Source organism: Rhodococcus sp. 15-725-2-2b, assembly GCF_002259075.1.
Taxonomy (GTDB): Bacteria; Actinomycetota; Actinomycetes; order Mycobacteriales; family Mycobacteriaceae; genus Rhodococcoides.
This window is the reverse complement of sequence record NZ_NPFL01000022.1, coordinates 112,864-134,751: the sequence shown is the minus strand read 5'-3', so window position 1 is coordinate 134,751 and position 21,888 is coordinate 112,864. Positions and strand designations below refer to the sequence as shown.

Annotated in this window: 30 protein-coding genes and 1 pseudogene; 9 read left to right on the top strand and 22 right to left on the bottom strand. The window is 63.0% G+C overall.

The features are described 5' to 3' along the window. Nucleotides 1-85 precede the first annotated feature (85 nt). The 3 genes from CH306_RS26475 (at nt 86) to CH306_RS26465 (ending at nt 1,558) form a co-directional block, all read left to right on the top strand. Nucleotides 86-550: a hypothetical protein gene (locus CH306_RS26475; protein ID WP_094648309.1), complete on the top strand. Its 465-nt coding sequence runs from the start codon at nt 86-88 to the stop codon at nt 548-550. Nucleotides 551-553: 3 nt separating this feature from the next. Continuing rightward, nucleotides 554-1,111 (top strand): hypothetical protein, encoded by a 558-nt coding sequence (locus tag CH306_RS26470; RefSeq protein ID WP_094648308.1) that lies wholly within the window; start codon nt 554-556, stop codon nt 1,109-1,111. Between the two features lie 111 nt (nt 1,112-1,222). Further along, nucleotides 1,223-1,558 (top strand): hypothetical protein, encoded by a 336-nt coding sequence (locus tag CH306_RS26465; protein WP_094648307.1) that lies wholly within the window; start codon nt 1,223-1,225, stop codon nt 1,556-1,558. Nucleotides 1,559-1,699: 141 nt separating this feature from the next. On the opposite strand, the gene CH306_RS26460 is transcribed toward CH306_RS26465, so the two are convergent. Continuing rightward, on the bottom strand, nt 1,700-2,326 hold the full coding sequence (locus CH306_RS26460) for a DUF6308 family protein (RefSeq protein ID WP_094648306.1): 627 nt from the start codon (nt 2,324-2,326) through the stop codon (nt 1,700-1,702). A gap of 14 nt (nt 2,327-2,340) precedes the next feature. Beyond that, nucleotides 2,341-2,703 (bottom strand): hypothetical protein, encoded by a 363-nt coding sequence (locus CH306_RS26455; protein ID WP_143545411.1) that lies wholly within the window; start codon nt 2,701-2,703, stop codon nt 2,341-2,343. Between the two features lie 247 nt (nt 2,704-2,950). On the opposite strand from CH306_RS26455, the gene CH306_RS26450 reads away from it, so the two are divergent. The 3 genes from CH306_RS26450 (at nt 2,951) to CH306_RS26440 (ending at nt 4,736) form a co-directional block, all read left to right on the top strand. Then, nucleotides 2,951-3,382 (top strand): hypothetical protein, encoded by a 432-nt coding sequence (locus CH306_RS26450; protein ID WP_094648304.1) that lies wholly within the window; start codon nt 2,951-2,953, stop codon nt 3,380-3,382. 128 nt (nt 3,383-3,510) lie between these two features. Beyond that, nucleotides 3,511-4,524, top strand: coding sequence for a hypothetical protein (locus CH306_RS26445; protein WP_094648303.1), 1,014 nt, complete (start codon nt 3,511-3,513; stop codon nt 4,522-4,524). A gap of 29 nt (nt 4,525-4,553) precedes the next feature. Then, on the top strand, nt 4,554-4,736 hold the full coding sequence (locus CH306_RS26440; protein ID WP_143545412.1) for a hypothetical protein: 183 nt from the start codon (nt 4,554-4,556) through the stop codon (nt 4,734-4,736). 97 nt (nt 4,737-4,833) lie between these two features. On the opposite strand, the gene CH306_RS26435 is transcribed toward CH306_RS26440, so the two are convergent. From CH306_RS26435 to CH306_RS26380, 13 genes are all read right to left on the bottom strand, one after another. Next, nucleotides 4,834-5,061: a hypothetical protein gene (locus tag CH306_RS26435; RefSeq protein ID WP_094648301.1), complete on the bottom strand. Its 228-nt coding sequence runs from the start codon at nt 5,059-5,061 to the stop codon at nt 4,834-4,836. Next, nucleotides 5,058-5,534 carry a ribbon-helix-helix protein, CopG family gene (locus CH306_RS26430; RefSeq protein WP_256981270.1) on the bottom strand — a complete coding sequence of 159 codons (477 nt, stop codon included), beginning with the start codon at nt 5,532-5,534 and terminating at the stop codon, nt 5,058-5,060. The genes CH306_RS26435 and CH306_RS26430 overlap by 4 nt, the downstream gene beginning before the upstream one ends. Before the next feature lie 66 nt (nt 5,535-5,600). After that, on the bottom strand, nt 5,601-5,870 hold the full coding sequence (locus tag CH306_RS26425) for a hypothetical protein (protein WP_094648300.1): 270 nt from the start codon (nt 5,868-5,870) through the stop codon (nt 5,601-5,603). A gap of 63 nt (nt 5,871-5,933) precedes the next feature. Next, on the bottom strand, nt 5,934-6,326 hold the full coding sequence (locus CH306_RS26420; RefSeq protein WP_094648299.1) for a hypothetical protein: 393 nt from the start codon (nt 6,324-6,326) through the stop codon (nt 5,934-5,936). Next, entirely contained in the window at nt 6,323-6,832 is a 510-nt protein-coding gene (locus CH306_RS26415; protein WP_256981269.1) for a DNA adenine methylase, read from the bottom strand. The genes CH306_RS26420 and CH306_RS26415 overlap by 4 nt, the downstream gene beginning before the upstream one ends. Before the next feature lie 148 nt (nt 6,833-6,980). Beyond that, entirely contained in the window at nt 6,981-7,568 is a 588-nt protein-coding gene (locus tag CH306_RS26410; RefSeq protein ID WP_094648297.1) for a hypothetical protein, read from the bottom strand. Between the two features lie 53 nt (nt 7,569-7,621). Beyond that, nucleotides 7,622-7,855 (bottom strand): glutaredoxin family protein, encoded by a 234-nt coding sequence (locus CH306_RS26405; protein ID WP_068049703.1) that lies wholly within the window; start codon nt 7,853-7,855, stop codon nt 7,622-7,624. A 389-nt stretch (nt 7,856-8,244) separates the two neighbouring features. Continuing rightward, entirely contained in the window at nt 8,245-8,487 is a 243-nt protein-coding gene (locus CH306_RS26400) for a hypothetical protein (RefSeq protein WP_094648296.1), read from the bottom strand. A 41-nt stretch (nt 8,488-8,528) separates the two neighbouring features. Further along, complete coding sequence (locus CH306_RS28910; RefSeq protein WP_143545414.1) at nt 8,529-8,984, bottom strand: hypothetical protein; 456 nt, start codon at nt 8,982-8,984, stop codon at nt 8,529-8,531. Nucleotides 8,985-9,039: 55 nt separating this feature from the next. Further along, a complete protein-coding gene (locus CH306_RS29260; RefSeq protein ID WP_179272955.1) occupies nt 9,040-9,216 on the bottom strand; it encodes a hypothetical protein in 177 nt (58 codons plus the stop codon). 152 nt (nt 9,217-9,368) lie between these two features. Further along, nucleotides 9,369-10,070, bottom strand: coding sequence for a DUF6349 family protein (locus CH306_RS26390; protein WP_094648294.1), 702 nt, complete (start codon nt 10,068-10,070; stop codon nt 9,369-9,371). Further along, nucleotides 10,070-10,285, bottom strand: coding sequence for a hypothetical protein (locus tag CH306_RS26385; RefSeq protein WP_143545415.1), 216 nt, complete (start codon nt 10,283-10,285; stop codon nt 10,070-10,072). The genes CH306_RS26390 and CH306_RS26385 overlap by 1 nt, the downstream gene beginning before the upstream one ends. Before the next feature lie 110 nt (nt 10,286-10,395). Further along, nucleotides 10,396-10,773 (bottom strand): hypothetical protein, encoded by a 378-nt coding sequence (locus tag CH306_RS26380; protein ID WP_094648292.1) that lies wholly within the window; start codon nt 10,771-10,773, stop codon nt 10,396-10,398. Between the two features lie 125 nt (nt 10,774-10,898). Here CH306_RS26380 and CH306_RS26375 point away from each other — a divergent pair, with 125 nt between their 5' ends. The 3 genes and pseudogenes from CH306_RS26375 to CH306_RS26365 all read left to right on the top strand — a co-directional run. After that, complete coding sequence (locus CH306_RS26375) at nt 10,899-11,120, top strand: helix-turn-helix transcriptional regulator (protein ID WP_094648379.1); 222 nt, start codon at nt 10,899-10,901, stop codon at nt 11,118-11,120. 50 nt (nt 11,121-11,170) lie between these two features. Continuing rightward, nucleotides 11,171-12,115, top strand: coding sequence for a DUF2971 domain-containing protein (locus CH306_RS26370; RefSeq protein WP_179272956.1), 945 nt, complete (start codon nt 11,171-11,173; stop codon nt 12,113-12,115). A gap of 132 nt (nt 12,116-12,247) precedes the next feature. Beyond that, nucleotides 12,248-13,383, top strand: a pseudogene (locus tag CH306_RS26365) (ISL3 family transposase); the annotation flags it as partial. Here the strand turns inward: CH306_RS26365 and CH306_RS26360 are convergent. The 7 genes from CH306_RS26360 to CH306_RS26320 form a co-directional block, all read right to left on the bottom strand. Then, nucleotides 13,334-14,866, bottom strand: a complete 1,533-nt coding sequence (locus CH306_RS26360) for a ParB/RepB/Spo0J family partition protein (protein ID WP_094648290.1) — start codon at nt 14,864-14,866, stop codon at nt 13,334-13,336. The pseudogene CH306_RS26365 and the gene CH306_RS26360 sit on opposite strands and share 50 nt — an antisense overlap. An 88-nt stretch (nt 14,867-14,954) precedes the next feature. Next, entirely contained in the window at nt 14,955-15,260 is a 306-nt protein-coding gene (locus tag CH306_RS26355; RefSeq protein ID WP_094648289.1) for a hypothetical protein, read from the bottom strand. 153 nt (nt 15,261-15,413) lie between these two features. Further along, a complete protein-coding gene (locus tag CH306_RS26350; RefSeq protein ID WP_094648288.1) occupies nt 15,414-15,800 on the bottom strand; it encodes a hypothetical protein in 387 nt (128 codons plus the stop codon). 1,540 nt (nt 15,801-17,340) lie between these two features. After that, on the bottom strand, nt 17,341-18,171 hold the full coding sequence (locus CH306_RS26340) for an enoyl-CoA hydratase/isomerase family protein (protein ID WP_218829693.1): 831 nt from the start codon (nt 18,169-18,171) through the stop codon (nt 17,341-17,343). 173 nt (nt 18,172-18,344) lie between these two features. Beyond that, nucleotides 18,345-19,559, bottom strand: a complete 1,215-nt coding sequence (locus CH306_RS26335; RefSeq protein WP_094648287.1) for a CoA transferase — start codon at nt 19,557-19,559, stop codon at nt 18,345-18,347. 424 nt (nt 19,560-19,983) lie between these two features. Then, complete coding sequence (locus tag CH306_RS26325) at nt 19,984-20,865, bottom strand: HpcH/HpaI aldolase/citrate lyase family protein (RefSeq protein WP_094648285.1); 882 nt, start codon at nt 20,863-20,865, stop codon at nt 19,984-19,986. Further along, nucleotides 20,862-21,761 carry a MaoC family dehydratase N-terminal domain-containing protein gene (locus CH306_RS26320; RefSeq protein ID WP_256981268.1) on the bottom strand — a complete coding sequence of 300 codons (900 nt, stop codon included), beginning with the start codon at nt 21,759-21,761 and terminating at the stop codon, nt 20,862-20,864. The genes CH306_RS26325 and CH306_RS26320 overlap by 4 nt, the downstream gene beginning before the upstream one ends. Between the last annotated feature and the right edge of the window lie 127 nt (nt 21,762-21,888).

The window sequence follows — 21,888 nt, the reverse complement described above, 5'->3', positions numbered from 1 at the left end:
GGTTTGGGGTTGTCGGATCGGGGATGTGGGGGAGGTTGTGTCAGGATCTGTGAATTCGAGGGTGTTCGGGGTTAGGGTGGGCGGCATGGCGTCGACTCAGGCTCGGATGACTGCGCGTGCTCGGGCGCGGGCGGCGCAGCAAAAAGTCGTCGCCGACCGCAAAGCACGCGACGAGAAGAACATGGGCTCGTTGACGGACTACTTCGCGGCCGCTGAGCAGATCGACGCGGCCCGGCTGGCGATGGCCCGCGCGCTCGCCGACATCCGAGACCGGGAAGGAACACTGAGCGCCGCTGCGACACTCGCCGGGATCACGACCGGCGAAGCCCGCAAACTTCTGGCACTGCTCACCGACACCTCAGCGCCGTCGGCGAGCACGGACACCGGCGACGACACCTCGGACGCCGACTCGGCTGCAAACACAGACTCGCGTGATGGATCGGCCCCGAACGAGACGGAGGGATCGACGTCGACAGGTGATGCAACGACGAGCAAAACTGCGGCCCTCGGCAGCGTCCCGGACACCGCACCGGCGACGAGTCGGGGGTAGCCGGTGACCGCCGCGGTGATGCAACTGGCGTTGTTCGGCGACGACACCGACGCCGCAACACCGCAGCCGGTTCGTCGGGTGTGGCGACCGTTGCAGCAACCGTTGACCGGGAAGACCGTGGCCAGGTTCTGGGCGAAGGTGGTCAAGACTCCGACATGCCATTTTTTCAGGGGGTCGGTCAGTTTTCCGGACGGCTACGGCAGATTTACCTTCACCGACGGCGACGCACCACGCACACTGTCGGCGCACCGGTTCGCTCTTCTACTCGAATACGGCGACCTCGGTGACGGGATCGTCGGCGAGCACGACTGCGACGAAACACTGTGCGTGCGGGTGACCGACGGTCACCTCAAACGCGGCACCCAGTCCGCGAACCTCGCGCACGCCGTTGCCGTCGGCCGGCACATCGGACCGACACCGGCAGGCGGGGATCCGCGCGGACGCTACGGGCGCGCCGTCGCGATCCGCGACGCTCTCAAAGACGGCTACGACGAACCGAGACTGCGGGCCGCGTTCGCTGGCCACAGCTTCGACGCCCAAGCACCACCGACACTGTTCTGACACGACAACCGACGACGTTGTCGGTGGCGAGCTGTAGAGATAGATCCATCAAGGCTTCGGGCCGCTGCACCGCACCGGTGAGAGCAGTCCTCAACGAAAAGGACTTACGAGATGACGCTCTCCTCGCTCTTCACCGACGACGTCGGACCGCTCCCCCTGCTCGCTGTCGCCGGTGCCGGATTCCTGATCTGGTACGTGCGGTACCTCGGCGAGAACGACCCCGGATGGAAGGGGTTCGTCGCGAACATTCTCACCGTCATCGGTGTCGGCGCGTACCTCGTCGTCCTCGCTGTCATGTTCGGCGCGTTCATCGCGGTGATCGGCGCGTTCATCGCGGTGATGCTGTTCATGGTTCCCCTGTTCGCGCTCGGTGGCGCCAGCGGAGTCGCAGACCGCAGACCCCGACGCGGGTACCACCGCGACCCCTACAGCAACGACTACTACTGACCGGCCGGGCACGCTTGCACCGACGCTTCTGCACTCGTCGCAGCGGTGACATGTGCAGCCGATGAAACCGCACTGTGCACGCGCTGCAACGACGTCGGCTACACCACCGCACCGGCCCACAGCGACGACCGCACGGTTCGCTTATGCCGACTTGCCGTGCATCCAACTGATGACGTCGAGGACGCGCAGCGCACTGACGTCGTCGGGCAATGCTGCGGCCGCTCTGGTCCTCAGCATTCGAGTGTGCAGCGCACCGCCGTCCGCGCGTAGAGCTTCTCGGATGGGATCACGGTGCACCTTCTCGGTATTGAGAACGCGGCCGACGACCACGTCGTAGATCGGCACCAGGCGGGGACGTTTGCGCGCCATCAACTTCGTTGCGATGGTGCGGCCGACGTCTGTCACGGTTCGTAGTTCGTCCTCCAGCAGCAGGATCGGCGCGTCGGGCGTGAGCTCGCCCGTCTCGTCGACGAGGTCGCGATCCGGGCCGACGGCGTCGAGCAACTCGGCGAATCGTGCGGCGCGGGTGACGAGGAGCTCGCGTGCCGCTCCCGCTTTGACGGCGACCGACAAGAACGTGATCGCGACGAGATCGTCTGCGGTGAACCGGTTGCTGTCGGCGGCGCGGTTCTGCGGTGCCCAGCTGTCGAAGTACGCGCCGGTGTAGCACCCGGTATCGAGGTAGGTGCTGCCGTAGTACTGCCGCAGCAGAGCGACTGCGTTGTCGTCGTTGTCGGCGATCAGGGGCGGTGGGAGAGTGACGCTCATAGCGGTCGATCGTGTCAGACAGCAGTGGTGTCGACACCGGGTTCCGGGTGGGGTTCGATGCGCTCGATGCTGTTGATGATCAGTGCGGTGCGCCCCGGCGGGCCGGACACACTTGCGGTCGCAGCGATCGGGCCGGCCGTCTCGATGCACGATCGGCCGGTGCGTGCGAACGCGCGCGGGAACATCCAGAAGTCGATTGAGTCGTTTCCGTCGACGAGTCGCCCTGCCGCCCACTGACCTGTCTGCTGGTTCGTCTTCACTGTGACTTCCTCGAGGGTGCCGTGCACGACGACGTGCGTCCCGTTGGGAACATCGCCGTCGAGTACTTCCCGCACTCGTACGAGAGGCTGCGGTGTGGTGGCGTCGTCGTCGGTCATGGTCGGCACGGTGCCAGCAGGCACCGACACGAAACACACACCTCTGCGCTGGTGGCACGCCGCGCGGCGCGCAGATGATCTAGGATCGAGTCAGTTCGAGCGTCGATGAGGGTCACGTTCGAGCGCGCCCCACCCGTACCGATTCACCCCGCACTGCGTTCACCGCACTGTGGGTTGTGTGGCTCTGTGAGCGATCGGTACCTGTCCGGTGGGGATTTCCGCGCGCCGAAACTGGAAGGCCCTCACCATGTCTGTCTCTCCCGCTGTCGACAAAGACACCGCCATCGCACGCGCACGCGCCGCGATAGAAAACCGCACCAAATACATCGAGTCCCTTTTCGACGCCGCCCAGGCATCCGCTGATGCGCGCGAGAAGGTCGCCGAGGCCACTCGCGCCGCTGAACACGCGAACGCCGAACACGCCGCCGCGTACAAAGAAGCGATCGATGCCGGGTGGACGGTTGCCGAACTCACCGGAAGTGGTCTGACCGCTCCGACACCGGTCGGCAAGAAGGCATCCAAGGCGTCAGCGAAACGCGCTACCGGTCGCGGTACGCCGCGCCGCCGAGTCGGTGCCGAGAACACCGCCGGCCCCGAGCTGCAACGCGACTCCGCCGCCTCGTCGCCTGCACCCGACGTGTCGACCGAACCGCAGTCCTCGCCAGCCCCTGCGCACTGACTGGCCGCACTGCCCCCTTGCACCACCCGCGCACCGGCACCGGTCGCGGATCCCCAGTGCGCCCTTGCACGCTCGACACATCTTCTCCGCGTGCGGGCGTACACCCGCACCTCGAAGGACCACTTGCCATGAGCCAGCCCGAATTCAACGTCGAAGTAGCCTCCCTCGACCGCAACGGCGACCCCGGTTTCGTGCACTACCGCGGCGCGTTCTACACCTCCCGCTCCGCCGGACAGTTCGCCCTCACCCAAGCAGCAGCACTGTCGGACACCCGCGAAGTCGACACTGTCTCCGTCGTCATCGACGCAGTCGGCGAGGGAACCTCACGCCGTGATGTCGAGTTCATCGGCACCCCCGGCGAACTCGCCGCCGAACTGACCGCACTCCCCGCCTACGCCTCCGGCGCGCGACGCACCGTCATCCCCGCACCACGCGCAGTGACCGCCGCCGTGGCCGGTGTCGTCGAAACGTCACCCCCGTTACCCGACTCGGCGGTCGACGGTCCCGACGCCGTCGCGGTTCTCGACGTGGAGGTGTACTCCACCCGACCGGGCCCGATCCCGAACTCGCGCACCGACGTCGGCGCGTACACCCCCGACGACGCACACCGCATCGCCGAGCAGCTCGCGGCCGATCTCGGCGGCACCATCGAACCGATGCGCAACGACACGGTTCTGCGCGTGACCCACGACGCGGACGTCTCCGACACCGACCGACGCCGAACACATCACCGCACTCGCCGCCGACCTCGACGATCTGCGAGCGCGATCGAGGCCGGCCGCGCCTCCGGACAGCTCTGCAACTGCATCGACTTCGGCTCCGTCCGCTTCAGTCTCGGTCGAGGCCGACCGTGCATCGACGCGTCCGCGCGGGTTGGTCACTCCCCCGACCGGACGCTCGACCGGAGCTGCACGGGCCACCTCGTCCACGCTGCACACCGCCCCTGCCCCGACGCACACAGCGGCGACATCGCGGTCTGCCGATCACGGTCTCGGATGACCACCGATCATCAGTTGCCACCGCAGACCCGGGAAGGGCGGCACCGACTACCTCGGCCCCGCAGCGGTCCGACGCGACCGACGACGAGAGCGGCTGTAAGCCTGCGTTCCGGCTCGACGGCCGCGACCTCGGCGCGGTCCTGACGTTCGAGGCAGTGCTGTGGAACGAACCGATGACCGGAGTACTCCGCGAAATCCACCTCACGCCCGGACGAGTACGCGTGGTCGTTCTTCAGACCGAACAGCAGAAGGGCCTCTACCCGCGATACACATCCAGCGGTGACCCCGATGCGCCGTATCTGGTCGACTACGACATCGACTTCGGCGACGAGGTCCGGATCGGCGATCGCCACTGACACCGCTCGTCCGACTCGGCTCGTCCGTTGACTCGAGAAAGGCACCCACACAGCCTGCGTGGGTGCCTTTCTCGTTCGGGTCGGGTTCGGCGCGCGGTCAGTGCTTCAGGTGCGGCGCGGAATCGGGTGCGCCCAAGATGCCGGCCGCCAGTGCCCAAACGGTCAGAGTGCGGCGTTCTGCGTCGGTCGTCTCGTCGGCGTGGAGGTAGTCCCACTCCTGCAGCGCGTCGAGGTCGTGTGCGTCGGCTCCGACGTGTCCGCACCACCACAGGTACGCCCCGATCGGGGACTCCACCTCTGCGCTGACATCGCCTGCAGCGCTCACGCGTTCGCGCTGTGTGCGTCTGCGTACTCGGACGCTGCATCGCGCAGTACTGCCGACCGACTGCGGCCCTGCCGCGCGGCGATCGCGTCGATACGTGCATCGAGCGGCTTGGGTAGCCGAACCTGTCGTACCGGGGATTCGCTACCGGGTTCGGCGTCGGGGTCCAGCGACGGACGTCCACCGACACGGTCGAGCAAGGCCCGGCCCGCAGCGGCGGCATCGCGACCGCGCTTCGCCGTCGTCGACTTGGTGGGCAAGGTCATCTCATTCTCGGCCCAATCGGACAGAGCGTCGTAATCCGACCCAGCATCGACCTCGGAGTCCAGTGAGCCTCGGGCAGAAGTAGCACTGTGCCCGTTGTCTTGTGCCCATTGCCGAATCGCCCGGGTCTGATCAGCGTCCCGCTTGGTGGTGCGGGTCGGATCGGCGTCCCGCCTGGTCGTGCCGGTGCCTGTCTTCTCGGTGTCGTTCATGGTCATCACCTCTGGGTATGTGGAGCTGGGTATGTGGAGCAGTGCGCGAGCGAATGCACGGATCGTTCAGTCGTCCATCCGCTCGAGATGCTGCGGACGTGCTTCCATGACGTGGAAGACGACAATCGTGCGCGGAGGAATCATCTCCACCATCACTTCGAGAAGCGGACCTCCGGGCATTCGGGGCGGGCCGATGAACAGCGTCGGTTTCGCACGTCCTGGAACGCGCGGTTCGTCGAACTCCTCCTCGAAATACACGGCATTCTCCATTGCGTACAGGGCGTCCGCGCGGTCGATTTCATGCTTGTCGGCGCTGACCGTCCACTCGATCCCCATACCCAGTAGTGTACTACAAAACCCGATTTTGTAACACAAAACCTGCTACCGATGGTGTGGCGGTCAGGCGGAGCGTCGCACCGCAGCCGGTGATCGGGTGAATGATTCCCACCGTCCGGTGTGCCCGTTGTAGCGGCGTCCGTGGGCGTCGACACCGCGGGTGTCTCGTTCGTTGCGGGGTCCGGTGCGGGTGCGGGGACTGTCGAGGTCGAACCGGTCACCGTTGTAGTCGAACGCCATTCCGGCGAGCACCATCGATGCGGGTCTGACTGCGCCGGCCGCGAGTGCGGATCGGCACGCTGTGAGCAGTGGGCACTCGAACCGGCACACCCGCACCGACGCTGTGAGCACCTCGACGGTGGAGGCGTCGAGATCCCACGAGGCGGGGTCGAGGCTGCACGGCGCGACCGGCGGGTCGTCGACGGCGCGCACCGACTGCGGTGCCTCGGTGGTCATCGCTGCTCGGCCGGATCTGTGAGATAGAGCCGGGCTGCTGCGGCCCACGCGGTCGATACCGCATTGTCGAGGCGGCACAGTGCATCTCGCGCCGACCCGAGGTGGGCGGCGGCGGTGGCTGCGAGCGCGTCCGGATCTGCGGTGCCGTCGACGGGTTCGCACCCGGTTCGACCGGCGGTCAGGCACACCCAGATTCGGCGGGCCCGTTCGATGTCGTCAAGATCGGCGGGGCGCTGGAGCGCGTCGATCCGCTCGGTGCGCGCGTGCGGGGTCAAAACGCAGGCTCGGGCAAGGTCGTCGGGTCGCTCACGCAGGATCCGCCAGAAGTGGACGATATCGCCGTCGAGGTCGTTGATCGTCTCCAACCGAGCCGGAGTCTTCGCCAACAGAACCGCGAGTGATCCTGCGTACGGTTCGACGTACTGGGTGTGGGCGGGCAATGCTGCGGCGATCGCGGGGGCCAGACGGGTCTTGCCGCCGTAGTAGGCGAACGGGGGACGCAGCACAGACGGACGCACCCTTTCCCTGTGAGGCAGGAACCACCATATCGTCAAGATGTGTTGACGATATGGCATCGTCCATGCGTCGTGACAATCGCGCGGATGCGGGGGCGTGTTCCTGTGTCGTGGACGCGGCGGCGGTGTCGACCATGAGTCACTGCCCTGCCCGAAACATGTTGAGCCGCTGCCACAGTGCGCGTTGAGCGCGCCCGTGCTCCACGAGATGATCGAACAGGTACTCCTCCGGTAGCTCCTCGGCGGCGTGGACGATGGCCGCTGCCACGGTCCGGTAACTGCGCCGGTAGGACTGGGAGAGCACGATGTCGGCAAAATGGACGGCGGTGAAGCCGTCTGCCCCGGCGGTGATGACCTCGTTCAAGCGGCGACGCAGGGGCGCGTCCTTGGCTCCGCCGGATCCGGATCGCATGAAGGCTGCGGTGACGCTCGCCGGATCGTAGGGTTCGCCGGCCGCGACGAGACCGGCGATCACGACGAACATTCGCCGGTATGCGACGTCGTCGAAGTCGTCGGCGGTCACGATCGCGGTGATGCGCAGATCCTCGGCGGACACTCCCCCGGTGTGGGCGCTCCACATCAGGGCGCACAGCAGCAGTGCCTCAGGGTCGGTGGACGGCTCGTGAGCTGTCTCGATGTCGACGGCCGTGTCGTCGTCTACAGCAGCGAGGCTGCGAACGGCACGCTCGGGCTCGTCGGGCGGTGGAACTGCGCTCAGTGGCGTCATCGTCGGGCTCGTTCTCGCAGGTGAATCTTGAACAGGGTCAACGGAGTGGCCGGTCAGGCGGCGGCGAGCTTGTCGAGGGCGTCGATTCGGAAGCCGGACCAGTGGGTGTTCTCGTCGACGACCACGACGGGCATCTGCCGGTAGCCGAGTCCGTCGGTGACGAACTCGCGCGCCGCTGCGTCTTCGGTGACATCGACGGTTGTGTATTCGATCCCATGCTTGTTCAGGCGTCGTTTTGTTTGATCGCAGTTGTTGCATTCAGGTTTCGTATACACAGTGATCGACATAGCTCACTCCTCGAGAGAATTGTTCCGATAGGTTAAATTCTACGCCAAAACATTCCGATAAGCCATAGATAAAGCGAGACAATTGGACTCGAATATGTTGGCGCACAATCGATTCCCACCATCGAGCAGTTCGGAATTACGTCGTTTGCATTCCTGATCCCGCAGTACGGAGATAAATACGGAACAGCGACGGGGAACAGTTCATTCCACATTCGGGTCATGATGGTGCCGTCACCCGACTACTGGTGCGACGCCGTGATCGAGACATGCGAAACGCCGCCGGAGTTGTTGCTCTACGGCGGCGTCGGTCGGGGTACGGATGCGTGGGTGGATGATGGTGTCGGCGGCGCGGTAGCTCTTCGTTGCCGTCCGTTCGCGCCCTCAGCCGATCAGAAACGCCACACTCCGGACTCGTCGGCGTTGTAGTTGCTCCACCGCTTGTTGAGGTGGTCGGCGTCGGCCTTGGTGTCGGGCTTGACGAGGAAGGAGAACGATCCGGCCTGTAGGAGCATCCATACGGCGTTCGCGAGATCGGCATACCGGTCATCGTGATCTGTGGCACCGTCGAGCATCGGCGCTTTCGCCGGGGTGCCGGGGATGTCTACTTCGATGGAGATGGTGCGTCGGGTCATGTTTTCGATCATGCCAGCACGACAATCCGTGCAGCGGCGGTTCACTCTTCGTGCGATGGCGGCCCTTGTGGCTGATGATGTTCGGCCTCGACCCACCGGACGATGCGGTAGACCACTTCTGCAACGGCCACGGCGAGTGCCAATACGGCTGCGGTGATCAGGAGAGTCCAGGTCATGACAAAGGTGCTGCCTGGATTATCGCGTTGGGTCCAGAACGCGATCGTGGTGATGACGATTCCCGCGAGCAGCACCAGCAGTGACAACTGTGCCGGTCGGGCCTGATGTTCGGTGTGCAGGGCGTACAACGCTATTGCGGCGGCGAGGACGACGATCAGTCCAGCTGCGCGTACAAGATCATGATGTTCTCGCGCGGTCAGTCTTCGTTCCGAAGAGACCTGGCCGAGTCCACGAAGACGTGTGCCGAGACAACGAGCTTGCGGACCATGAGCAGCCAGCGCATATTCCAAGCGATCGGCACCATGATCCCGAGCACCCACACGAATACCACCATGATGCCCGGGAATTGCGGGGCGTCGAAAAGGAAGTACAACGCTACGAGAACGACGAACCCAGCGATGCCGACCCGCAGATAGGTGTCGATCCGGCGGCCGAGGAAACCCGTGAGATGCTCGCTGCGGCGTCGTACTGCCTGAGATGGTCGAATGTGGGTTCTTCCGTCACCAGATCGAGGGCCTTCTGGTGCTCGGCTGCAGCAGTGGCGATATCCATGGTGTCCCTGTTCTGCTTCGGGTTCGACGGTTGTGTGCGTTGTTGTGTCGTTGGTGGGTCATGTTGCCAGGTGGTGCCGACACGCTGCTGGGTGTCGACATCACCGGGACCGGGTTGGGGTCAGCTGGCAAGTTGTTTGCGTGTGGCGGTTTCTATGGCGATCTTGACGTTGTCGTAGATGCGGTCGGGGATGGTGACGATGCCTGGCGGGTGAGGTGTGCGACGGCCGAGGCGGCGGCGACGTCGTAGCCACCCCACGGTGAGCGGTTCGGAACGGACCGAAGGCCGATGGTGTCCCCGCGTCGGGTGATGACAGGCCATCCGGTGGGTCGCTCACCGACGAGCTCGATGACCTTCGCCCTCCACACCTGGTCCTTCTGCGACGGTCTGCGTTCGGGGATAACGATCGGGAGGTCGTCGATCCAGCCGGGGTGGGCGTGATCGAGGGCGTCGCAGACTGCCTCGGCCTCGTCGGCGCGGTTCTCCCCTTCCCACGGGCAGCCGGTGCACGCGCCGCGGTAGACATCGCCGCCGACGCACTCACACGGAGCGTCCCTGCTTGTGTCCGGGCAGCAGCAGTCGAGGTCCGCTGCAATGCAGGTGGGTTGGCAGGTCTCAGTGGGTGCGGACGGGTCGCAGATTCCCGGACGGAACACGTGGGAGGCGGCGGTCGAGCCGTGTCGTCCCCAGGTGGTCGCCCAGGTCTCGAATTCGGCGATGCGAGCTGTCAATCCTCGGGTGGGGCTAGCGAACAGGACCGGGATGCCGTGTCGCTGGACGTGGAGGTTCTGTTCGTCGGCTTCGGCGGCGGCGAGCACCTCGAAGATGTCGATCTGGCCTGCGGTCTCGGCCATCACCGCACGCCCGGCTCGGGGCGGGTGAGGGACTGCAAGGCCAGCGAGAGTCGTACGTCGCTGGCATCGAGGACGACGGGGTAGGTGCGGCTGTACCAGGCACCGGGTGCGTCGAGGATGGCGGTGACCTCGACGCGGCCTGCGGGCGCGGTGCGGTAGCCGAGAATGTCGACGACCGTCCCGTCGAACTGGGTGTCGAGCGAAATCAGTTTCATTCCCACTCCTTTGAGACGGCGGGGCGCAGTGAGGGTGGCGGTCATGGGCACTCCCAAGGTCGGGTGGTGAAAGACGTGAGCGACAACGGTTGCGGGCTGGACGCAGATGTTCAGGACGGCAGACTCTGGCAGTCGGCGCATTCCCAACGCCCGCCGGTAGAGGTGCAGGTCCGCCGCTCTTCACAGAGCCAGCAGATCTGGTTGCGCTTGCGAGACGAAACCTGCTGCGCCGCAGCCACGGTCGCGGCCTGCGCCCGGTACTGCTCGCGGGTGCTCGCGTCACGGGCAGCGAGGTCGGCGCGGACCTGCGCCGGCTCGCGCGCCGGTCCCTCGGTGCGCACGTTCAGCATGTCCCCGAAAGCCACGCGGCAGGACTGGCACACATCCCCCGGCACAACAACCGGAACCGCACACCCAGGTAGCGCACAGTCGTCGAACAGCGTTGACTGCCAATCGGATTGGCGCAGTTCGGTCCTCGTAGAGGGCATACCTCAACCTTACAGCGTTCCGCTGTAAGGTTGCAAGAGGTTCGGCAAAGTTTCTACAGCGGAACGCTGTAAGGTGCAGGTATGTCGAGTACCGGACCGCGCCGCGCATCCATGAGGCAGCAGTGATGGCTGCCGACGAGCTCTCCCTCGCCGACGTTCTGACACTGATCGAACGCAGGACCGGCAAAGCAATCGCATCGTCGACGTGGCGGTCCTACGTCGCACGGGGGCAGGCCCCCAAGCCCACCCGTCGCATCGGCAATGCCCCGCTGTACTCGCGCGACGATATCGATCGATGGATCACCGACCGGCCCGGTAGCGGCGCACGAACCGACCTGCGCCCGTGACACTGTCGTCGCGGCTCCGCCGATGGACTCGAAGAAAAGGGGCGCGCGCCGTGGACACCGTTGAACCCGCAAACGCCCAGGAGATCGCGGTTCCCGAGTTCCCCACGGAGACGCTGTGGCACTACACGAACACCGCCGGCCTTCTCGGCATCCTGAACAACGTGGACAAGAAGGCCGAGGACGACAAGCCCCGATCCGGCACCTACAAGCCGATCCTCCACGCGTCCGCAGCTCAATTCCTCAACGACCGACGCGAGTTGACCCTGGGCCTGGATCTGATCAAGGACGGCCTGGTGGCGCTGGGCGTACGAGGATCCTTCGACCCCACTCCCGAAGCCAAGGCCTTTCTCCAAGAGGTCGCCCGTGCCATTCAGCAAGTCGTCGACCAGACATACCCGGACTTCATTCATTGCTCGATAGTGTCGTTCTCGACCCAATGCGACTCGCTGAGTCAGTGGCGCGCCTACGGTCAAGGCACCGGTGGGTTCGCTATCGGCTTCGAGCCCGAGCTGTTTCCCCGTAACAGCACGCTCGAGCGAATCGGGGGCCTAGGGCTACAGAAGGTCACCTACGTGACCGATACCCTCGAGGGCCAGCTACTCGATGCGTTCCATCTGTTCATCGCTCAAGCCCAGACCGACATACGCTCCGGCAAGCCCAATGAGTACGCAGTCCGAAAGGCCGTTCAGCGACTGGCTCTTCGCGCAGCCAGCGTGAAACACGCAGGTTTCGACGAGGAGCGCGAATGGCGTTACGTGGAACCAGGTTTCGGTCAGCAGCTGGGAGTTCCCAATGATCCGGACTTCAAAGCCGGGGCAGCAGGCCTGGTCCCCCACCGCAGGATCGAACTCCCAGCGGAAGCTGTGGTCGGCCTCTGGGTCGGATCGGGGCCGTATCAGTACGAGAATTACCTTGCCGCACAGTCGATGTTGTACCGCTACGGGTATGTCGCCGCCTCGCACAACGTGCATCGCTCGGACACGCCGTTCCGCTGACATATCCAGGCGTCAACGTTTCTGGCTCTTGTGACACGTTCGTGGGTCGCCGTTGGAGCCTGAGCGCCCGCACGCCGTCCCCTGTCTAGGTTTTGGCTTGTCGAAGGTCAAAACTGAAGAACGGAGAACGGCATGCAGAACGCTAGTTTATGGCGCACTGTGTTGGGCGTCGAGAACACCGTCGTCGAGGACATTGAATTCAACGACGACACACAAGCGATCGTGGCGCATGTAAGGCCCGCAAGGGCGACCAGGGTCGTTGTGGAGCGTGCGGTTCGAGGGCCTCTTGGTACGACCGTGGGCAGGGTCGACGGCAGTGGCGCGGCCTGGATCTGGGAACCGTTCGAGTCTTCCTGGAAGCAGATGCTCCGCGGGTCGATTGTCGCTTTCACGGGCCGACGGTGCGCCAGGTCCCGTGGGCTCGTCACGGCGCCGGGCACACGCGCTCGTTCGATCAGCAGGTCGCCTGGTTGGCCACACAGTGCTCGAAGAAGGCAATCACCGAACTGATGCGGATCGCCTGTCGCACAGTCGGATCGATCATCGCTCGGGTGTGGACCGACACCGCCGCCGGTATCGACGCGATGGCCGGCCTGACGCGAATCGGCATCGACGAGATCTCCTACAAACGCGGCCACAAATACCTGACCGTCGTCGTCGACCACCACACCGGACGCCTGGTGTGGGCTCACCCGGGCCGAGACCGCGCGACCGTCCGTGCGTTCTTCGACGCACTCGAATCCTCCGGTGCGGGACGGTGCGACCGCATCACTCACGTCACAGCAGACGGGGCACTGTGGATCTCCGATGTGGTTCGCGATCGATGCCCCACCGCGATCCGTTGCGCCGACCCTTTTCACGTAGTCGGTTGGGCCACAGAGGCACTCGATGCCGTACGCCGTCAAGCGTGGTCCGACGCACGCCGCGGCGGACACACTCGATCACACGGGTGGATCAATGGCCGACGCTCAACCGTCTCCATAGGCCCCGCCCGAGCGTTGCTCCGTTCAAGGTATGCGCTGTGGAAGAACCCGGAAAACCTCACCGACCGTCAACGCGTGAAGCTCCGATGGATCGCATCTACCGATCCTCGCCTCTACCGCGCTTACCTGCTCAAAGAGGGCCTACGAACGGTCTTCAAGCTCCCCGCCGACCAGGCCGCCGACGCACTCGAGCGATGGATCCAGTGGGCACGACGCAGCCGAATCGAATCCTTCGTCACGCTCCAACGCCGCGTCGGCACCCATCGCGAACAGATCCTTGCCGCAAGCGCCAGTAGTCCTTGGAATCCTGCGCACCGGTCAGGCGGGCCTCGAACGCGGTGAGCACGCGGGCGAGCAGCAACACTTCTGCTCGTGCGGCAGGGGAACCGTCGACCTTGCGGGTGACCTCGTGCAGCGGTGAGCCCATGATCTCGGCGTACCGCTCCGTCGACTTGGATTCGGTGAACACATCACCGTAGGTGGCCAGCGTGGTCACCATCCACTTGGTGGCGTTGTTCGGGGTGGTCTTGCGCGAGAGCAGGCCGGTGAGAAACGTACGCCGAGCCTCGGTGGCGGTCGCTCCGGCACGGTTGAGTGCCTTGACCTTTCGGCGTTCGTCCCGCTCCTTCTCGATGCGTTCGGCTTCGGCGCGCGCTGCCGTGCGTTGGGCCGGGGTCAGCCCGTCCTGAGCATCGTCATCGGATGCGCCGACGGCGGCGATTCGCTCGGGTGCGAGTTCGAGGCCGGCCGCAGCGCGGTTGTCACGGTGAAGGAAGAACTCGTGGACCCAGCCGGGCACTTTCTCGACCGTGTTGGCGTGCCGCAGCTCGCCGTACGCTTCCGTATCGTCGTCGCCCTCGGTGTCGAAGTCGATGTCCTTTTTGGCGACTTCTTCCTGGGTGGTCTTGTCGACCCAGATGGCACCGGTCTCATGGACGTGGACGTGCCACAGGTGCGGTGCCTGCTCCGGTGCATCGGCCGGGACCGCGCCGCCGTCGGCCGTCCGTAGGTCCGCGAGCGAGAACCACTCCCCCTCGCTGGTGGACGGTTCGTCGTGGAGCAACGTGAAGCCGCGCGCGATGTAGTCGGCGGCGGCGACTCGAGTGTTGGCTCGCTCGTCGACCCGGCGCTTGATGGTCGCGAGGCGGTTCTCGATGCCTAATCCGATCTCGAAGACCTTCTCGACGGCGTCGGTGACCCACGGCTCGATCTCGGCTGCTTCTTCGAGATCCGCGATCAGCGCGGCAGCATTGAGTGTCAGTTGACTGTTGTCGAGCTGCTGGCGAGCACGCTCGGATCGTCCTGCGCGACCGGCCTTCTCGACGTACGACTTGGGGACGTGCAGTGCTGTCGCGACCTTCTGCACGTTCAGTCCGAAATCGAGCAGGTCTGCGACGCCAGCGGCGTGTTGGCCCCTGGTGAGGCCTTCGCGCTGGTCGTTGAGATTCATCTGCTCGGTGATGCGCTCGATACCTGCTTCACGCTCGTCGGTAGTTTGATCGCGCACCATCACCGGGATCGAGGCGAGTCCGGCTTCTCGGGCGGCGAGGACGCGGCGTTGCCCGTCGTGAACGGCTAGGGTCCCGTCGGTGCGGCGGACCGCCAATACGGCCTGGCGGACGCCGAGTTCGGTGATGGAGGCGATGAACTCGGGTGCAGCGGTGATGTCGACGCCCGTGCGGACGTTGGCACTGATGTCGAGTTCGTTGGGATCGACGTCGACGAGGGTGTAGCCGGTGGAGGTCGGTGCGGGCGTGGTGATGGTCATTGGTTGTCTCTCCCCTGTTGTAGTGTGATGCGGTGGGGCACCGGGCAAATTCCAGCTGCCCGGTGCCTTGTCGATTCGGGCCGGTCGTTCACGCTGGTGGCGGTCCGCAGGCCGGGCAGATGCCGCCGCAGCCGTCCCCGGCCCCGGCGACGGGGACCTCCCAGATGGGATCGTCGGTGCCGATGTCGGTCCAGTCCCCGGCCGTTTCGTATCCGTAGATGCCGAGCAGCTCGTGGGCGGCCGAACGAGTCCAGGCAGGCGCGGGACTTTTGGTCGCGGGCAGGAAGTCGATCTCCTTCGACCCGTACCGGACGGTCACTCCTGCGACGCCGTCGGGTCGCTCGTCTCCGAGCTCGGAGGTGGTTGCGATGAAGGTTCTGAGCGTTTCTCCCACACCCTAACCTTACAGCGTTGCGCTGTAAGGTTAGGTGCTGCAACAGTTTTCGTCGTAATTACTCTACGGACGTCGCCTCGATACTCGGCGTCGGGTCGACGGCATGCCGCGCTCGACTGGTCTTACAGCGCAGGGCGATCCATTTCCCTGCGCTCAGGACGGACCGGTTGCGCGGGTGGGGTTTTGTACCGGGGGCCGGAGGTTGTAGGTGTCGTACCACTGTTGGGCGGCTTGCTTGCTCATGCCGAGGATCTCGCCGATCTTCGACCACGGGACAGGTCGCTCTTGGCTCCGGAGGCGTCCGATGATGGCGTAGCGGTCGGCGATCATCGTCGAGGCCAGGAAGGCGTTGATCTCGAGCGCGTCGACGTCGGAGACCGCCTCGGCCATGCGTTGGTCGGCGTTCTTGACCCACGTTCCGGCGTCCTTACTCCCCTGCTCGCGCACCATCTCCGAAAGCTCGACATCGAGCAGAGCGGCCTTGTATTCGACGTAGAGCTCGGTCAGTTCGGTCGGGGTGAGGACTTTCTCCGATTCCATCTCGTCAAGATATCTTGACGTCACCTTGTCGTCAACATATCTTGACGATTGAGTATGTTTCAGTTGACAGGGGTTGCGGCGTCGGCGGGGCACCACTGTTGATGGAGGCGAAGAAATCCCTTGCCGTTTCCGATTGGTACGTCGAAGCTCAGGCAGTAAATCCACTGTTCGCGAGACGTTTTCGCCCACGCATGAAGAAGATCTGGCGTTTTGACGTCCATCGAGAGGCCTTCGGAGCGGACCTTGAGCGGTGTCCCGTCGCGGAATGAGCCGCCTCCGGACGAGCCTGCCACGGTGAGCGCGATATTTTGTGCACGGCTGGACAGATGTCCACGTACTGTTGCCCACCATGCCGAGACCTGGTTGGCGCGTCTGTGTCACACCACACGAGTTGGTGCCGCGGCCGGCGGTTCCGGAGATAAATTTGGAGTGGACTCGGCCCCGCGGGCAGAGTTGGTGGCCGGCACGCCGTTCCTCATCGACCCGGTATTCGAGTATGACGTCGAACTAAATGCCTTCTTCAGATCAGTCGATATGCAGACGTAGGCGCGCAACACTCAGGTGGCTACGCCCGCGATCTAGCCGCGTTTTTGAACTTCGTTGCTGTCTCAAGAGACAGAGCTCGTTGGCGGGACGTCAATGAGGCTGACCATCTGGCGTACTGGCGCTGGCGCAGGATCGACCCCCAAGGGCCACACATACAAGGTGCGACATGGGACCGAGAGGTTGCCGCAGTCGACAAGCAGTGGACGCGATCGTCCGTGCGTACATGACCGAGGTTGCCTCGCGATACTACTGTCGTCCTGCTCCGCTGTCCGAGGTTGATCAAGCACTCAAAGACGAGCCCTACGACGACCTATTGCGCCTGAGCACCGAATCCGAGGTCTCTACCGCAAACAGCTATCAATCGCGTAGTACGCCAGATCCTAAGCTTGAACGTATCTGCCGTGCCTACCGATAAGCCGGTTTTTACATATAGCCGCGGCGCGCCGTCAGGGGATCCTGACGGGGTGCCCGTGTGTCGGCGTCGGAGCGCGAAGCAATACGCCGAGTTCTGATATATGCAGGGTTACCAGTAACCTTCTGCATGATGTTGCAGCGCAGACCCTTCCGGCTTGAGGCTGCGTATGTCGAACCGCGGAGCCAATGGCGCTCCTTGGCTCAATACCGGTTTCCTGAGTTTCCGATCCGGACCTGGACTGAGCAGGTGCGAAGAACCTGGTAGGCGACCGTCGGGGACCTACAGAAAATGAACTCGCAAAGGTCGACTGAGTAGGTGTACCTGCAGATGTACGTCGGAGAGCTCCATCAGGATCATCTGTGCTTACATAGCGATAGTCGTGGCCCTGGTCTGGATAGAGTCAGCCCTACGATCACCGTGCCAAATGTCAGTTGATACCCATCGCCGTGTTCATCGCAAAGGTTTCCTGATTAGATCTGGGCCGCAAGCATACATTCGTGAGGGAGTCGGATGCGGGAATGTAGCGGCAGCATGAAGAGATTAGTCGACTCGATCGAGATTAAAGGTGCATTGCCGATGTCATGGACGGTTTCTGCGGCCGAACAGTGGTTCACGATTCATGCGAAAGGCCGCAACACCTTCTGCGCAGTCGGACGAGGTGAACGCGGCGTCACTCAAGGCGAGAGAAAGACTGCGCAGTTCGGTTCCCGGCATCGTGTAGCTGCTCGAAATCAGATTCTTGATGGCGCCGATGCCGAGCTCGGGCAGGTTGGTGAACTGGTGGGCAAGGATGACTGCACGCGCGAGCGCTGTACCGGGATACACCACTTCACTGATCAGCCCGAACCGCTGAGCGTCATCCGCTGTGATCGGATCTGTCGTAAGTATCATGTACTTCGCCCGTTCCGAACCCACCCGCCGGGCCAACCTGATGGGTCCCCCACTGCTGGGGAAAACACCAATCCGTAACTCAGGCAATGCGACCCGAACATCCTGATGAGCGACGATTAAGTCGCAGCATAATGCGATCTCAAGCCCCCCACCGAACGCTAGTCCGTCGAGCGCGGCGATAGTCGGTTTAGGAATCCCTTCGAGTTTGTCGAATACTTCGTTCTGGAAGCGGAGCTTGAGGTCGACAACCGCACCAGGCGTGGCGTAGTCATCGAACTCCCCTATGTCGGAGCCTGCACAAAACGCTTTGGGTCCGCGTGCGGTGACTACTACTGCCCTCACCTCGTCGTCTTCGGCGGCCGCACTGATTGAATCGTCGAACGAAGAAATCAGCGATCGAGAAACAAGATTGAACGGGCCGTTATCGAGTTCGATGACCCCGACCGCCCCCTGCCGTCTGAAGTGGGTGGTACCTGGAGCGGATGCTGGGTAATTGGTCTCGCCGTCGATTGTCTGCACTAGGCTTACCTTTCAGAAAGTGGGTGGTCAATAGTAAAGTCGTAAACTGGCGAGACGAAACTGATCAGCGTTCCGCTCGTGGAGTGACTGAGATTAGTTCGATGGCACATAGGGTGAGCTCCTCGTCTGGCCGCAGAAGACCGTTGCCGGGCGGCTGGCAGCATGGGCGGCGTTCAGGCAACCAGGCCGTTGTCGTGAAGTTTGCCGATCTCGGCCGCGCTGAGTTCGAGGACGTCCGCAAGGATTTCGTCGGTGTGTTCCCCGAGCTCGGGAGCACGCGCAACGGGGAGCCGCCCGGCGACGGAGAACGAGAGAGGTGATGCAGGCATCGGATACTCGCCTACACCTGGATGTTCAGCTGTGCTGAAAGGAGACAGTGGACTGACAACCCGCGGGTCGTCGAGTAGTTGCGAGAATGATTGGTATGGACCCCAAATAACGTTGTGTTGGTTTAGTGCGTCGCTTACTTCGTCGTAACTTCTGGCCGCAACCCACGGTTCAATCGCGGCCGCCAGCAGCTGTCTCGTCCGGTAGCGCCCTGATTCAGTGGAGAGGTCTTCGCCCGTTGCCGTTTGGATTTCACTGCAGCTCGCCCAGAGGTCCATGGCATCACACAGTGATGTCCACTGGCGTTCCGTCAGCCCGACGACCATCACCTGGCGGTGATCGCGCGTGGCGAACGATCGCCCGAACGCTCCGTACAGATAGTTGCCTTCCTTGGTAACTCCACCATCGGGGGGAAGGAGCGCCGCCTGGCCGATACGGCCGAGATTACCGACCATGGCGAAAGCAACGTCCGACAATGACGCACTGATTAACTGGCCCTGGCCGGTTCGCCGCCGATACCGTTCCGCAGCTAGCAACCCAGTCGCTGCCAGGCTGCCTAGCGCGATATCCCACGCGGGAAGCACACTGTTGACGGGGTCACCGTGCTCTATCGGGCCAGTGACGTAGGGAAACCCAGTGGCGGGATGAACAGTGTAGTCGACCTCACTTGACCCATCGGCATTGCCGGTGAGAGCAACCATGATCAGATCACGACGGCTATCGCTGAGGTGGTCGTAACCTAGCCAGCCACGTGCCGGGAAGTTGGTAAGGAAGATGCCGCCGTCCTCCCCCGGCGCACTTACCAGCTGCCTGACCAGTTCACGACCAGCAGGGGCATGGAGGTCGAGCTGAATGGATCGCTTTCCCTTATTCATCCCAGCCCAGAACAGACTCGCACCGTTGTCTGCGACAGGCCATCGGCGATGGTCCAGGCCGCCTCCGATTTGATCGAAGCGAATGACGTCCGCTCCCATCTGCGCGAGCGTCATACCGCCGAGAGGCGCTGCGACGAATGCAGATCCTTCGATTATGCGCATGCCCGAAAGAACCCCGCCGTTCATCGGTACGCCATGGCAACTGGGGCAGTGTGCTGGAATCGCCGTCGTTCTCGCCCGTCCGGTTCGATGACTACTCGCACGTCGAGGAGAGCAACATCGCGACCGATGCGTTCCCACTCGTACACCAACCCGCAGGTGCAGGCGACGGTCGTCCCGATAAGAACGAAATCTGTGTGGGTGGCGTCGGTGTGCGGAGTACACCCAACAGCCATTCCCTTGAAGTCCGTTCTTCGAGTGGAGACTGTTTCGGGGAGATACCTGCTCAAGCTCTTGATCTCGCCATAACGCTGCAACGACGGTACAGATGGCTGGTATTCGTGAATCATTGAGTTGCCTCTCGATCGCAGCGGCAATGGGCAGGGAATGTTGCGCGCGGTTTATCTTCGCGTGATCCACGTGCCGTCAGGTCGCGGAGTGTCAAGCCATGTCAGCGCTTTCCCACGGCTTTCTCCCCCGGCGACTCTTTGACGCTGGGTTGCAGTTGAGCGTAGCCGAGTATGCGTCGAGCGCGTTTGATAACAGGAGCGTCCACCATGTGTCCGCCGACAGCGACAGCAGAACTATTGCCGCGCCGCACTCTGTCCAGTATTCCCTTAGCCCATTCAAGATCATCTCTGGTTGGCGATAGGGCGTCATGCACGATAGGTATCTGATGGGGATGAATACACATTTTTGCAGTTAGTCCGAGGCGTTTGGCGTACTGCGTGTCTGATGTAATCGTTGCCTTGTCATGGATTGCTGTTGTCACACCATCGATTGGACCAGGTAGCGCGGCTGCCGCGGCCGCAATCACAAGCGCACCTCGCGCGAAGGCCATGCACTCTCGATCGTCCGGAGAAACATCGAGTTCGGCGGCGAGGTCAATACTCCCGAACGCAGTGCGAGTTGTACCGGGCACAGCCGAGATCGCCGACGCACTCGCGACGCCAGCAGAAGTTTCAACCAGCGAAACAAAAGCGATGTTCCAGTGTAAGGAAGCACGCAAGCTTGCAATTTTTATCGGATCAGATGCTTTCGGTACCATCACGCCGGTGGCATGCATTCCGACAACGGATAGCACATCGTCTCGGTACCATTCGGTGTCCGCAGCGTTAATCCGGACAATACCTTGGTGCCCGGCGCGTAACCACTGAGAAACAGCGAGGCGCGCAGAGTTCTTATCTGTTGCGTCGACGGAATCTTCGAGATCGAAGACTATGACGTCTGCACCGCTCACCGCCGCCTTAGCGAAGCGTTCAGGGCGGTCTCCTGGAACGAAGAGAAATGAACGCGCTGCCCGCACGACGTCGCGATAGTCACTCGTAATCATCGGAACTCGACGCTCGCTGTGGCGTGGACGGTGTTGGGGCCAGTCGACACCCGAAGGTCAGCAGAGGAGCACGCAGATGTGTTTGGTCGTCCCTCGATCCGTATCAGATCACCCAGGAAGACGGGTCTGGTAGCGCGAAAGGTGAAGAGCGAAACAGCCTTACCGCTGCGACGCGTCGCCAAATCGGCCATGTACATTGCCAACAACGGGCCCTGTACCACCAGCGAGGGGTACTTTTCCACTTCCCTCGCGTATCGCTCGTCGTAATGAATTCGGTGAGTATTCGCGGTGACAGAACTGAAACGAAATAGGGTGGCGGTAGTGAGACGCGGTTCGTGTGACCACGGTTCTGCGTCGTCACCTAGAAAATCATCTGAGTGGCGAGGTTCTATGCCGGAGTCACTCCCGCTGCGATAAGCGACAGTCTGGTCTTCGACCAGCCTGCTGCGACCGTGTTGCGAGTATTCGCTTCGTACCGTGACGAACAGTAGCTCACCCGTTCGTCCACACTTGGAGGTTATCGAAATCACGGACGAGGATTTGACGGCGCGCTCGCCGACGACCAAAGGTTCCGCCACTTTCACTGTGCTGCTCGCGAACATCCGTCGGCGCGAGGGTATGGGCGGTAATGACCAGCCTGTTGCAGGATGGCCGTCTTCACCGAGTTCTTCAGTGGGCGACCAAGCGTTAAAGTACAACCAATGCCAGAGTAACGGCAAAGACTCGCCGGAAACGAGGCGTTCTGGCAGGTCTAGGGTTGCTGACAGCGCGTTGGCTACGGCAGTTTCCAGAGTTTCTTCACAATGGATTGCGTCCGGGTCCCATCCGGCGACCCAGTCCTTCAGAGTAGAACCTGTTTGTACAGGCAATTTAGACTCCTGGTCGTTGTGCTTCATTCGGACTTGGATGCATCTCCAGTCGCCGCAACCTAACTATCAGACAACTGTGGCGTTGAAATCAATAAATAGAGGTGTTGATTACAGCAACGCAGCCGGCACTGTCAGGAATTCTATGAACTGGAGA